Origin of the sequence: Bradyrhizobium sp. (genome assembly GCF_004799405.1) — a bacterium.
Taxonomy (GTDB): domain Bacteria; phylum Pseudomonadota; class Alphaproteobacteria; order Rhizobiales; family Xanthobacteraceae; genus Bradyrhizobium.
The window spans coordinates 1-12,867 of record NZ_SSMW01000073.1 but is presented as its reverse complement, the minus strand read 5'-3'; the positions used below and the strand labels follow the sequence as shown (position 1 = coordinate 12,867).

The 12,867-nt window shown below is 63.6% G+C and carries 14 protein-coding genes; 6 read left to right on the top strand and 8 right to left on the bottom strand.

The annotated features are described in order from the left end of the window. The first annotated feature begins 38 nt into the window (after positions 1–38). Together gloB and E7813_RS10990 are read left to right on the top strand one after the other, a co-directional pair. Positions 39–806: a hydroxyacylglutathione hydrolase gene (gene gloB, locus E7813_RS10995; protein WP_291573699.1), complete on the top strand. Its 768-nt coding sequence runs from the start codon at positions 39–41 to the stop codon at positions 804–806. Between the two features lie 22 nt (positions 807–828). Next, positions 829–1,254, top strand: a complete 426-nt coding sequence (locus E7813_RS10990) for a cupin domain-containing protein (RefSeq protein WP_291573795.1) — start codon at positions 829–831, stop codon at positions 1,252–1,254. A gap of 94 nt (positions 1,255–1,348) precedes the next feature. Here the strand turns inward: E7813_RS10990 and E7813_RS10985 are convergent, their stop codons facing one another. The 3 genes from E7813_RS10985 to E7813_RS10975 all read right to left on the bottom strand — a co-directional run bounded on the left by E7813_RS10985 (position 1,349) and on the right by E7813_RS10975 (position 4,359). Continuing rightward, positions 1,349–2,221, bottom strand: coding sequence for an EamA family transporter (locus E7813_RS10985; RefSeq protein WP_291573697.1), 873 nt, complete (start codon positions 2,219–2,221; stop codon positions 1,349–1,351). A 58-nt stretch (positions 2,222–2,279) separates the two neighbouring features. Next, positions 2,280–3,005: an acetoacetyl-CoA reductase gene (phbB, locus tag E7813_RS10980; protein ID WP_291573695.1), complete on the bottom strand. Its 726-nt coding sequence runs from the start codon at positions 3,003–3,005 to the stop codon at positions 2,280–2,282. A gap of 175 nt (positions 3,006–3,180) precedes the next feature. Further along, a complete protein-coding gene (locus E7813_RS10975; protein WP_291573692.1) occupies positions 3,181–4,359 on the bottom strand; it encodes an acetyl-CoA C-acetyltransferase in 1,179 nt (392 codons plus the stop codon). Between the two features lie 318 nt (positions 4,360–4,677). Between E7813_RS10975 and phaR the strand changes: the two genes are divergently transcribed. Next, positions 4,678–5,280 (top strand): polyhydroxyalkanoate synthesis repressor PhaR, encoded by a 603-nt coding sequence (phaR, locus tag E7813_RS10970; protein ID WP_291573690.1) that lies wholly within the window; start codon positions 4,678–4,680, stop codon positions 5,278–5,280. Positions 5,281–5,430: 150 nt separating this feature from the next. On the opposite strand, the gene E7813_RS10965 is transcribed toward phaR, so the two are convergent. Further along, positions 5,431–7,122, bottom strand: coding sequence for a bifunctional diguanylate cyclase/phosphodiesterase (locus E7813_RS10965; RefSeq protein ID WP_291573688.1), 1,692 nt, complete (start codon positions 7,120–7,122; stop codon positions 5,431–5,433). 216 nt (positions 7,123–7,338) lie between these two features. Between E7813_RS10965 and E7813_RS10960 the strand changes: the two genes are divergently transcribed. Then, complete coding sequence (locus E7813_RS10960; protein ID WP_291573686.1) at positions 7,339–7,632, top strand: hypothetical protein; 294 nt, start codon at positions 7,339–7,341, stop codon at positions 7,630–7,632. 9 nt (positions 7,633–7,641) lie between these two features. Here E7813_RS10960 and E7813_RS10955 read toward each other — a convergent pair whose 3' ends face one another. From E7813_RS10955 to mtgA, 3 genes are all read right to left on the bottom strand, one after another. Further along, positions 7,642–8,277 carry a hypothetical protein gene (locus E7813_RS10955; protein ID WP_363331168.1) on the bottom strand — a complete coding sequence of 212 codons (636 nt, stop codon included), beginning with the start codon at positions 8,275–8,277 and terminating at the stop codon, positions 7,642–7,644. A gap of 143 nt (positions 8,278–8,420) precedes the next feature. Further along, positions 8,421–8,606: a 50S ribosomal protein L32 gene (rpmF, locus tag E7813_RS10950; protein ID WP_027540899.1), complete on the bottom strand. Its 186-nt coding sequence runs from the start codon at positions 8,604–8,606 to the stop codon at positions 8,421–8,423. Between the two features lie 144 nt (positions 8,607–8,750). Further along, positions 8,751–9,428, bottom strand: coding sequence for a monofunctional biosynthetic peptidoglycan transglycosylase (gene mtgA, locus E7813_RS10945; protein WP_291573684.1), 678 nt, complete (start codon positions 9,426–9,428; stop codon positions 8,751–8,753). A gap of 179 nt (positions 9,429–9,607) precedes the next feature. Between mtgA and E7813_RS10940 the strand changes: the two genes are divergently transcribed. Together E7813_RS10940 and E7813_RS10935 are read left to right on the top strand one after the other, a co-directional pair. Next, the gene (locus tag E7813_RS10940) at positions 9,608–10,534 is read left to right on the top strand and encodes a polyprenyl synthetase family protein (protein ID WP_291573682.1); all 927 of its coding nucleotides are present in this window, start codon (positions 9,608–9,610) and stop codon (positions 10,532–10,534) included. Between the two features lie 8 nt (positions 10,535–10,542). Next, positions 10,543–11,229, top strand: a complete 687-nt coding sequence (locus E7813_RS10935; RefSeq protein WP_291573681.1) for a DUF1345 domain-containing protein — start codon at positions 10,543–10,545, stop codon at positions 11,227–11,229. 43 nt (positions 11,230–11,272) lie between these two features. On the opposite strand, the gene E7813_RS10930 is transcribed toward E7813_RS10935, so the two are convergent. Next, the coding region (locus tag E7813_RS10930; protein ID WP_291573679.1) for a caspase family protein at positions 11,273–12,867 on the bottom strand (1,595 nt) is incomplete at its 5' end.

Below are 12,867 nucleotides of genomic sequence, written 5' to 3'. Positions count from 1 at the left end.
TGCTAGCGTTTGCCCATTGTCCTGGTCACGGAGATATCATGGCTGCCGAAATTCGCCTGTTCCCCTGCCTCACCGATAATTTCGGTTACCTGATCCACGATCCCGCGACCGGGGCGACCGCCTCGGTCGACGCGCCGGAGGCCGCTCCCATCATCAAGGCACTGGAGCGCGAAGGCTGGACGCTGACCGATATTCTAATCACCCATCATCATCACGACCATGTCGGCGGCGTCGCCGAACTGAAGCGAAAATACAAATGTCGCGTGGTCGCACCGCACGACAAGTCGGCGAAGATCGCCGATGTCGACCTGCGCACCGGCCAGGGCGACGTCGTGAAAGTCGGCAATCTGATGGCGCGGGTGCTGGAAACGCCGGGCCATACGCTCGACCACATCAGCTACGTGTTCGACGCCGACAAAGCGCTGTTTGCCGCCGATACGCTGTTCTCGATCGGATGCGGGCGGGTGTTCGAGGGCAACTATCCGCTGATGTGGAATTCGCTCTTGAAGCTGCGCGCGCTGCCCGACGACTTCAAACTCTATTGCGGTCATGAATATACCGCCGCCAACGTCAAGTTTGCGCTCACGATCGAGCCCGACAATGCGGCCCTGAAAGCACGCGCGGCGGAAGTGACGCGGCTGCGCGCGGAGAACAAGCCGACGATCCCGACGCTGCTTGGCGAAGAAAAGAAAGCCAACGTATTCCTGCGCGCCGACCAGCCCTCGGTCGCGGCCAGCGTACGGATGAAGGACAGGAGCGCTGCCGACGTGTTCGGCGAATTGCGGGAACGCAAGAACAAGTCGTGACGGGCCAATCCTGATGATCGGGTTGCCTTCTGTCGCCGACATGATCGCGCGGCTTGAGTTGAAGCCGCATCCGGAAGGCGGCCACTTTCGCGAGACGTTTCGCGATCCGCGGCTCGATGCAGGCGGGCGCCCGGTTTCGACTGCGATCTATTTTCTCTTGGCGCGCGGCGAGCGCTCGCATTGGCACCGCATCGATGCGGCGGAGGTCTGGCACTATTACGCCGGCAGCGCGCTGACGCTGGAAATCGCCGATGGCGAGGGCCGGCGCCGCATCAGGCTCGGTCACGATCTTGCCGCCGGCGAAGTGCCGCAGGCCATCGTGCCCGCGCTGGCGTGGCAGGCCGCCGAAAGCACCGGCGACTGGACGCTGGCCGGATGCACGGTGGCGCCTGGATTCGATTTTGCGACGTTCGAACTGGCGCCCAAGGGGTGGACGCCTTCGAGCTAGAACTCCGTTCCGATGGAATCGGAACGGAGCTCAAGATTCTTGTTTTGACGCGTTTTCTTTACGCGAACCGATACCCACTTCGCTTGAAAACGCTCTAGCTTCGCTTCCCAATCATGTCCTTGGCGGCGATCAAACCACCGCCGGCGATCAGGACCGCCGCGATCACGATGCCCGCGCTGGGTTCGGCAAACCCGGCCAGAATCAGAAACGCCGTCGAAAGCAGCGGCGTCGCGTAGGAAGCGGCTCCCAGCACACGAATGTCGCCGCGCTTCATCCCGATATCCCAGGCATAGAACGCGGCCCCGACCGGTCCGATGCCGAGTGCAATAATCGCCAGCCATTGTGCAGCGGTATCGGGCCAGACCGTGACCTCGGCCGTTCCATGCACCAACGCGGCGAGCAGCGCCGTTGCAAAACAGAAGCCGGCCACCGCATCCGTCGGCACCGATTTCAGCCTGCGCGACAGCACCGAATAGGTTGCCCAGACAAACGCCGCAACGAACGCCGCGACCAGTCCGGCGACGTGTCCGGATTCGAAATGCGCGGCTGAATTGCCGGCGAACAGCAGGACCGTGCCGGCAAGTCCAAGCACCGCGCCGACGACGTGGTGCAACGCCAGCCGCTCGCCCGGCAGCAGCGACGAAAACAGCACGATCAACAGCGGCCAGAGATAATTCAGCAACCCCGCTTCGGCAGGCGGCGCCGACCGCAGCGCCAGAAAATACAGCGCGTGATAACCAAACAGACCGCCGACGCCTACGATCCACGCCACCGGCGGCTGCCACAGGGCGCGGATGGCGCTGGGCCGCCCAATCCAGGTCAAGGGCCCCACCAGCGCGCCGATTGCGAACGTCATCGCCGCCAGTTGAAACGCTGGAATTTTCCCGGTCGCCACCGTCAGCACCGCCAGCAGCGACCACATCAGGATCGCCGTCAGTCCGATCAGCGTGGCGGTGCGGGGGGTCATTGGTGTTCCGTCATGGCCGGGCTCGTCCCGGACATGACGGCCTCATACGGCCCTTAATTCAAACCTGATACTGCCCGCCATTGACGGTCAGCGTCGATCCCGTGATGAAGCCGGCCTCGTCGGCGGCGAGGAATACCACGCTGCGCCCGATTTCCTCGGGCTCGCCGAGGCGGTTGACCGGAATCTGCGGCAGGATGTTCTTGTCGAGAATCTCCTTCGGCACCGCCTGCACCATCTCGGTGTTGATGTAGCCGGGGCAGATCACATTCACGGTGATGCCGCCCTTGGCGTTCTCCAACGCCAGCGCCTTGGTGAAGCCGATATCGCCGGCCTTGGCCGCCGAATAATTGACCTGGCCGAACTGGCCCTTCTGTCCGTTGACCGAGGAGATGTTGATGACGCGGCCGAACTTGCGGGCGCGCATGCCCTCGATGACCTGGCGCGTCATGTTGAACAGCGAGCCGAGATTGGTGTTGATGACCGCGTTCCATTGATCGAGCGTCATCTTGTGAAACGCGGTATCCTTGGTGATGCCGGCATTGTTGACGAGCACGTCGATCGGGCCGAGATCGGCCTCGACCTTCTTGACGCCGGCGGCGCAGGCGTCGAACGAACTCACGTCCCATTTGTAGACGGGAATGCCGGTCTCGGCCTTGAATTTTTCCGCAGCGGCGTCATTGCCGGCATAGCTCGCCGCGACCTTGTAGCCCGCTGCCTTCAGCGCCTTGCTGATCGCAGCCCCGATACCCCTGGTACCCCCCGTCACCAATGCAACACGTGCCATGTTCGATTCCTCCCTGGTGGTCTTTTTTATGAGCCGGAATTCCGGTCTTTGACGACGTCTGGCTCGCCTGAAGATAAAAATGCCCGGCGCGAGACCGGGCATTCCATTTCTATCAGCGCGGGCCGAAGTTGACAGATGATCTTTTCATCACTCAACGCGTCCCGCTGCCTTCGGTTCAGTCGCGTGCGATGCACATGGCGATACCCATGCCGCCACCGATGCACAACGTGGCGAGGCCCTTCTTGGCGTTGCGCTTCTGCATCTCATGCAGCAACGTCACCAGAACGCGCGCGCCGGAAGCACCGACCGGATGGCCGATCGCGATCGCGCCGCCATTGACATTGACCTTGGAAGTATCCCAGCCGAGGTCCTTGTTGACCGCGCAGGCCTGCGCCGCGAAGGCCTCATTGGCCTCGATCAGGTCGAGATCGCCGATCTTCCAGCCGGCCTTCTTCAGCGCGGCGCGCGAGGCCGGGATCGGCCCGGTCCCCATGATCTTGGGATCGACGCCGGCCTGGCCCCACGACACGATGCGTCCGAGCACGGTGCGGCCTTCCTTGGCCGCCTGCTTGGCGGTCATCAGCACCACCGCGGCGGCGCCGTCATTGATGCCCGAGGCGCTGCCGGCGGTCACGGTGCCGTCCTTCTCGAACGCCGGCTTGAGCTTGGCCATCGCTTCGAGGGTGGCGCCATGCCGCGGATATTCGTCGTCGCTGACGATAATGTCGCCCTTGCGCGACTTGATCGTGACCGGGACGATCTCGTCCTTGAACCTGCCGGCCTTCTGGGCGGCCTCGGCCTTGTTCTGCGAACCGACCGCGAACTCGTCCTGCTGCGCGCGCGTGATCTGGTATTGCTTGGCGACGTTCTCGGCGGTGTTGCCCATGTGGTAGCCGTTGAAGGCATCCCACAATCCGTCCTTGATCATGGTATCGACGAATTCGACCGGCCCCATCTTGACGCCGCCGCGCAGATATTGCGCGTGGGGAGCCATGCTCATGGATTCCTGGCCGCCGGCGACGACGATTTCGGAATCGCCGTTCAACAGCGCCTGATAGCCCAGCGCCACCGTACGCAAGCCCGAGCCGCAGAGCTGATTGACGCCCCAAGCGGGGCTTTCCACCGGAATGCCGGCGGCGATCGAGGCCTGGCGGGCGGGGTTCTGGCCCTGCGCCGCGGTCAGGATCTGACCCATGATCACCTCGGACACCCGCGCCGGCTCGATGCCGGCGCGCTCCAGGGCCGCCTTGATTGCAATGGCGCCGAGATCGTGGGCCGGCAGGGTGGCGAATGCACCGTTGAAGCTTCCGACCGGGGTGCGGGCGGCGCTGACGATGACGACATCGTCTGACATGGACATCTCCTAAGGTTTGAAGTTCCGGGGGCTCGAGGCCGGGATGGCGGGCGGCCGGATGGCGGGCCTGTCTCTCTGCCTATCCTGTTAACCTAGGCATCAAGTGTCAACCGGCCAGAGGGCGAAATCACATCGCAGCGCATCCAAAATAGCGTCTCTGGCAGTTTGCTGAGCAGTGCCTATGCTTTAGAATTAACCGTGGCGCACAAAACGGTAGCCGAAGCCGGTTGAAAATGCTTACTTTGTTGCGTTGCGTTGTTCGTTAACCCCCTCGGCGATGCCGTCGGGTTCCCGTCCTCGGTGTCTATGTGTGAGCCCATGGCGAAAACAGACCAACCCACCACGATCAAGAAGTATGCGAACCGGCGGCTCTATAATACCGGCACCAGCACCTATGTGACGCTCGAGGATCTCGCGGCAATGGTGAAGGAGGGCGAGGATTTCCTCGTCTATGACGCCAAGACCGGCGATGACATCACCCGCTCGGTGCTGGCACAGATCATCTTCGAACAGGAAAACAAGGCGGGCCAGAATTTGCTGCCGACCACCTTCCTGCGCCAGTTGATCCGGTTCTATGGCGACAGCATGCAGATGGTGGTGCCGAAATATCTCGAGCAATCCATCGACACGCTGACCCGCGAGCAGGAAAAATTCCGCAAGCAGCTTACCAACACCTTCAGCGGAACGCCGTTCGCACCGCTGGAAGAGCACGTCCGCCGCAACATGGAATTGTTTCAGCAGACCTTCGCGATGTTCAAGCCATTCGTGCCGCCGCGCGCCGGTACGGCTAGCACAGCCGAGCCGGAAAAAACCCCGGAGCCTGCCGCCGAAGACGACAATATCGACGATCTGCGCCGTCAGATGAAAGACATGCAGGAGCGCCTTGAGCGCATGTCGAAAGAGCCGAAGAAGGACGAGTGATCCGCGTCGTCCCGGCCTTGAGCCGGGAGCTGTAGCCACCGGCGGTTATCGTTTAAGGAAGTCTCTAACGCCATCGCCTCGTCGACAGGACACGGCGTATGGGTTCCGGCGTTCGCCGGAACGACGCAGAGATTTTTTGACGCGAACAGTTCAACCTGCCGCCGGCAATGCCGTTTCGGCCTTGTCCCAGGGCCGTTGCGACGAAGCGAGCCCGATCAGCCGTCCCTGGATGTAGTCGCAGCCCCAGTCGCGCAACAGGCCTGCGGCCTCCTCGTCCTGAACCCATTCGGCGACCGTCTTGATTCCGAGCCGCCGCGCCAGATCGATCAGCGTCTGCACGAAGGCGCGATCGTCGGCCGAGCGCGCGATGTTCTGCACGAATGCGCCATCGATCTTGACGATATCGACACCGAGCTTGCGCAAATTCCGAAACGAGGTGTAGCCGGCGCCGAAATCGTCGATCGCGATCCGGCTGCCGAAATCTTTCAGCCGGGTGACGAAGCCGCGGACGTCGTCGATGTCCTGGATCGCGACGGTTTCGGTGATTTCCACGATCAGCCGCTCGGCCACCCCGGGATGCGCGCGCATCACCGATTCAATCGAGGCCCACCAGTCCGGGTCCATCGTAGTGTCGGGCGAGATGTTGAGGCTGAGCTGCACGTTAGACGACGCCGCAAGTTCGGCGACCACCAGTTCCAGCACGCGATGATCGACCAGGCGTATCAAACCGAGCTTCTCGGCGACGGGAACGATGTCGGGCGCCAGCAGTATCTGCCCGTCATCCTGCTCCATGCGGACCAGGCATTCGTAGAATGCCGCCTGCCGCGAGCGCGCCTCCACCACCGGCTCGAACGCCATCACGATCCGGCGCTCGTTGAGCGCGGTGACGATCTCGTCGGTCACGCGGATATTGACGCGGCGCTGGGCGTCGCGCTCGACATTGGGCCGCCACAGCGAAAACGAACCGGCGCGGCGGCGCTTCGCCATATCGAGCGTCTCATGGGCGCGGTTGATCGCCTCGTCGGCGGTGCGCGCGTGACGCGGCACGCTGACCGCGCCGATCGACGCGGTGACCGACACCGGGCCCGACTTGGTCGGCACCACGTCGTCGCGAATGCCTGCCAGAAACCGTTCGGCGGCGATGTTGATGTCCTCGACGGTACAGTTTTTCAGGATCAGTCCGAACTTGTTGCCAGAAAACCGGCCGAGCACGTCCCCACCGCGCAATCGGACGCGAATCCGCTTGGCGACATCGGAGATCCCGGCGTCCGCCACGTCGAAACCGAAGGCGTCGTTGATGCGCGCCAGATGATCGATGCCGATCAGCATGAAGCCGAAGGATGAACGGAAGCGTGCGGCTTCCTCGATGGCCTCCGCCAGCGACGCGACGAGCAGGGTGCGATTGAGCTCGCCGGTCAGCGGATCGTGCCGGGACAGCCTGACAAGCTGCTCGTCGCGGGCGTGGCGTTCGTTATTGATGCGGACGATGCCCTGGACCCGCGCCGGCCTGCCGTCGGCTCCGGCAAACCAGCAACCGCTTTCCTCGATCCAAAGCACCGGAGCGGACGTGCTGGCCCGCACGCCATATTCGATGCGGTAAGGCGCGCCAACGCCGCGGCCTGCGGGCGGCGAAAGGCCCAGCGCATCGGACCGAACCGAGCGCACCGGCTCGATCAGTTTGGAAAACCCGGCGCCACTTGCCAGCGCCGCCGCCGGGATGTCCGGGAAAACCGCAGCCAGCTGCTCGCTCCAGACCATCGCGTCGCTGGCAATGTCCCACTCAAAGGCCGCCTGGCCGAGCGAAGCGAGAATGGTCGAAGCTTGCGGCACAGGAGGTGTCAAAATCGCCTCGTTTCGGGACGTCACCTGAAGTGATTCTCACCGGCAGAATACTGCGTCCCGCGCCAACCACCCTAGGCGAAGTTCATAAATAATATGGAAACCACGTTGTGCGTCGCCGGGAACAACCCAGGGGCGTCCGGCATAGCTCTTGCGATGTCCGGATGGCACGGGGGCGCCATGTCCCGGAACGAGACAATTTGCCGGTTTGGGTTTGCGATGTCGGATATCGAGTTCGGCCCATCAGAGACGGAAAACGGTGCAGAAGCCAAGCCCGCTTGCGTCGCGCTGGTGCCGGTGGTCGCATCCGCGCAATGGTCCCCTCCGCCGGACCTGCAACTGTCCCGGGCCGATCCGGGCTTTGTCACGCATCTGATCGCGACCGCCGAGCACGTCCCGCAAACCTGCTCGCTGCGGCGGGCAACGCCTGCCGATGCACAGGCGGCCTACCGGTCGGTGAAAGATCACAACCACCCCGTAACCACCGGCCTTCGAACACAGCAGAACAGCTGATCCCGCGGCTCATCGCGGCGGCACGTCCGGCGGCGGCGCCGAGCCGTTGCTGGGCTGCAGTCCGGGGGACGGGACCTCCGGCGAGGGTTCACTGGATGCGACGTCGGAATGCACAATCTTCGGCTCCGTGCGATCCGAGGTGGCGGTTTCTCCGACTGAAGGTATTGCCGGTGCCGGCGCCGCCGGCACGGGATCAAATCGCGGTTCGGGCGCCGCCATGTCGGGCCTTCCCCGGCCTCGGCTGGACACAGTGGCGGCCGGCGCAACCGGCATCCCGCGCCGCACGCGCAACGCGATGCCCGAGAGGAAATCCGCCAGCGCCAGCGTCGTCAGCAGGAAATAGGTCGAGGTGCCGAATTGCGGCAGCAGCGCGAATTCCGCGCCGGCGCCACACAGCACCAGCAATGAAAGCAGATGGTCGGTGAGATACTTTGCGCCGGGGCGGGCGCCTTTAATGACCTCGCAAAGCAACAGCAGGATGCCAAGCGCCAGCAGGATATCGCTCAGCGTCACCGGCCAGGCGGTACCCGACGTCAGCGGCAATGTGATGAGCGGTGCCGCGAACGAGACGTCGCGCATCAGGAAGGCGATGATGTTGTAGATCGCGAGCGGAATCAGAAGCAGCGGAAAACCGACCATGGACATCGGCGAGGCCTTCTTTTTCAAGCAAGAGAACCAAGGCATTCCCGGCGAACCTTGTTCAGGCCGCTTTGGGAAACCGTCTTACCTCACTCGTTGGCCAAATTCAGGCGGCATCGCCAATCGCGGCGTCCCGGCCGTTGCCGCCGTCAGGATTCCTTTTTGGCCTTCAGAACCTGCCGGCCCTTGTACATGCCGGTCTTCAGGTCGAGGTGGTGCGGACGGCGCAGTTCGCCCGAATCCTTGTCCTCGGCATAGGTCGGCTTCTTCAGCGCGTCCGCCGAGCGGCGCATGCCACGCCGCGACGGTGATGTTTTTCTTCGGGGAACGGCCATGTCGGTATCCTCTAGGGGGTGTCGTTCGAGGCATCGTCCCGGGCGGGCGGCCCGCCATTGTTGGCGTGAGCTGAGATGCCGATAAGGCCGCGCTTATAGAGGATGGAATCGCGCAAGGCTAGGTTCAAAATAGGCCCAAATGTCTCAAAAACCGCGATTTTCGCTCCAGCATCGCGACATGCCCGAAGCCTGGGCCCGTGCCATGTAGATGCCGGCCAGACGGCGCACCCCGGGGCCGGGATTGCGGGCGCTGCGCTTGACCGGATTGGGCAGGATCGCCGCCAGCAACGCCGCCTCGCGAGGCGACAGGCTGGTGGCCGGGCGGCCAAAGGCGTACGCCGCGCCGGCTTCGGCCCCGAACTGACCGGACGGCCCCATTTCCGCGATATTGAGATAGATTTCCAGGATCCGCTGTTTCGACAGCACCAGGTCGATCCACAGCGCGAGCGGAAACTCCAGCGCCTTGCGGACCACGCTGCGGCCCGGCCACAGGAAGAGGTTTTTCGCCACCTGCTGAGTGATGGTCGAGCCGCCGCGGGCCACTTCACCATCTTCGGCGTCGTCGATCACATCGCGCAACGCATCCCAGTCGATGCCGTGATGGCTGCAGAATCGTGCGTCCTCGGATGCCACCACCGAACGCGGCAGGAAAGGCGAAATCGCGCGAAAGTCGATCCACTGCCGCGATACCGGAGCCCCGGCCATCCGGCGCCAGGCCATCAGCGCCGAATAGGGATGGCCGACCCGATAGAGTGGCGCCAGCAGATACGGCAGCAGCAACAGCGCCAGCACGATCAGCAATAAATTTCGGGCAACGCGCAAATTCGATGTTTCTGGTTCAAGGCGTTGGGCGGTCGGACCAACGGGACGCCAGCGAATGATCCGTGCATGACTATCCGGGGTTTTCCAGCGGTTTTAAGGCGCCGTGAAGCCGGCGCCGGAATTGACGAAGGCGATGTCATACCCGATTGTCCGGCCAACTCGATCTGGAGCTGTTTTTGATGACGACCGGCAATACCCTGTCCGACTTTGGAAAACGACTGGACCAGACCGCGGAAGACACCGAGGCCCTGCTTGCAGGGCTTTTGTCCGACGCGCTTTTGCCCGACGAGATCGCACGGCCGAAACGGCTGATGGATGCCATGCGGTATTCGAGCCTTGGCGGCGGAAAAAGGTTGCGGCCGTTCCTGGTGGTCGAGAGTTCCGCCATATTCGGCGTCGCGCGCGAGGCTGCTCTGTTGGCCGGCGCAGCACTCGAATGCATCCACTGCTATTCGCTGATCCATGACGATCTGCCGGCGATGGACAACAGCGATCTGCGCCGCGGCCGGCCGACGCTTCACAAGAAGACCGACGATGCCACAGCGATCCTGGCCGGCGACGGGCTGCTGACGCTGGCCTTCGACATCATCACCCGCGACGAGATTAGCCGCGACGCCAACGTCCGCCTCCTGCTCACGCGCGCCCTGGCTCGCGCAGCCGGGATTGGCGGCATGGTCGGCGGCCAGATGCTCGATCTTGCCGGCGAAGGCCGGTTCGGCGACCGCGAGCCGGTCGACGTCGCGCGGCTGCAGCAGATGAAGACCGGCGCGCTGTTGCGTTATGGCTGCATCGCCGGCGCGATCCTCGGCCAGTCCACGGCAAAGCAATATCAGGCGCTCGACGACTACGGCCGCGCGCTCGGCGAGGCGTTTCAGATCGCCGACGATCTGCTCGACGTCGAGGGCGACGCCGCGGCGCTCGGCAAACAGACCGGCCAGGATGCGGCATTGGGCAAGACCACCTTCGTGACCCAGCTCGGGATCGACGGCGCCAAGCAGCGCGTGCGCGATCTGCTGGCGCGCGCCGACACCGCGCTCTCGATCTTCGGCGCCAAGGGCGACGTGCTGCGCGCCGCCGCGCGATTCGTCGCCGAACGCAAGAATTGAAGACGCCGATGGCGGACAAGGAACCCGAAGACCTTCATCTTGTCCGGTTCCGGAAAATGTCGAAGCCGGTCCGCGTGGTCTATGCACGGCCGCGCACTTTCCTTTCTATTGCGATCGGTATCGTGACGTTCTTCGTATTGCCGGAGACCTGGCGGCTGGTGACGCGGCTGCTGATCGGCTGGGACGCGTTGATCGCGCCGTATCTGCTGCTCGTGTACACCATGATGGCACGTTGTGGACTGGCGCATATCAGGCGCAACGCGGTGCTGCAGGACGATGGCCGTTTTCTGATCCTGCTGGTGACGGCGCTCGGCGCATTCGCCAGCATCGCCGCGATCGTGTTCGAACTCGGCGGCTCGCATCGCAGCGTTCCCGACCTGACCCTGGCGACGGTGACGATCGCGCTCTCCTGGGCGGCGGTGCACACCACGTTCGCGCTGCATTACGCCCATGAGTTCTACCGCGGCGCCAAACCAGGCGGCTTGCAGTTTCCCAACGGCGACCAGCGCGAAAGCGCCGACTACTGGGACTTCGTCTATTTCTCGTTCGTGATCGGCATGACCGCGCAGGTCTCCGACGTCGGCATCACCGACAGGATCATCCGCCGCACCGCGACCGCGCACGGCATCATCTCTTTCGTCTTCAATACCGCGCTGGTCGCGCTGATGGTCAATATCGCCGCCAGCGCGATCTGAATTCCGGAAAACGTCGTTGTCGCGGGTCGCGCCAGCGCGCTGGTCACTTGCAAATCTGCACGTTGCCGCCCTGGCCCTCGTACGGGCCGCCTTGCGAAAACGTCCTGTACTCAAGATGACATCCTCGCTGGACGGGACGGCAGCCTCCGGTATCGCAAACGATCTGACCGGATGCCTGTGGCTTGGCTGCCGCGCCGGCGCCCGGACCAGGCCGTTCCTGAACAGCGCGCTCGGGACGTTCTGGACGCTCGGGACGTTCCTGGTGCTCATCGCGATCGCGCTTTGCGATCGGCTTCTTCTCGCGCCGCTTTTCACATTCATTGTCATCATTGAGGAACGATCCTTCCGCGCAGACGATTTTGTTGCAGTGGTCGCCGTCGGCCTCGAAACCGTGTTCGCAGATCAGCGGACAGACCCGCGATGGCTTGAGCTTGATCGCATCGAGCGCATCGCGGCTGGCAAGCTTGACGTCGAGTTTGGTGCCGGCGCGCCGGTTGAACTGCGCCAGCGAGCGCTGCGACGCGGCGTTCCAGTCGCCATCGGCCGCGCCGGTGAGGCAGCCGACGCGGCGCAGTTCGATCTGCACCTGCTTGGCAATATCGGGCTGCGACGGCCCGGCGTCGAGCGAAGCGACGCTGGTGTCCGGTTTCGTCTCCTGCGTGGTCTCTTGCTTGGTCTCCCGGCCCTTCGCGGGCGCCGAAGGGCCGGCTGTGACCGTCGTGTCGGCAACCTTGGTTTCAGCCGGCGTACCGGCCGCGGGCGCTTCGGTGGCGGCACGTTTGCGTTCGGCCTCGGCGGCTTGCTCCTGGGCGACTTGCTTGGCTTTTTCGGCGGCGATACGGGCCTGCTCCGCCGCCTTGGCGTCGGCCTCGGCCTTCAACTGCTGAGCCTTCTGCGCGCCCTCGGCGACGAGGCGGGCGTGCTCCTGTTCGGCCAGCCGTGCCTTCTCGGTCGCCGCGACACGCGCCTCCTCGGCGGCAATCTTGTCGATCTGGATTTTGGCAAGGCTCGCGTAGAAACCATCCGGATGCTGTACGAGGAAGGCGTTAAATGCCTCCTTGTTGCCGACCTGCATCGCCAGTTCGTAATCCTGGCGCGCCTCGGCCTGGGCACCGGAAACGGGGGTGGATGGACCGGACACAGATGGTGCAGGCTTGGCGGGCACCAGCGGCACATCGTCACCGCCAAGTGAGCCATAAACGTAAGGTTCCTGCTTGTAGCTCGTGTTCTTCAGCACATCGTCGCGCACGAAGCCCAGCGCCTTGCGCACATCAAGGCCGGGTGTGGCGATATGCCTGACCAGCGCTGCCGTGAACGGACTGTTCTTGTCGCCATCCAGCGCGGTTGAGCCGGCCTTGGCCGAATAGGCGATCAGCATGTTCGGACTGTTCGGTTCGATCTTGGCAAGGCCCTGTCCAATCGCGCGCGATGCCAGGGTTCGTTTCATGGTCTTGGCAAACGGATTGTCGCGGCAGGCATCGAGGATCACCAGCCGCAACTGTCTGGCGGGTTCGATCGCCAGCAGCACCCGGTCCAGCGAAAACGCTTCGTCATAGACGTCGCTGTCGCGTTCCAGCTTCGCGTCCACCGGAATCAGGTAATTGGTGCCGTCCACCTCGATGCCGTGGCCGGCGTAAT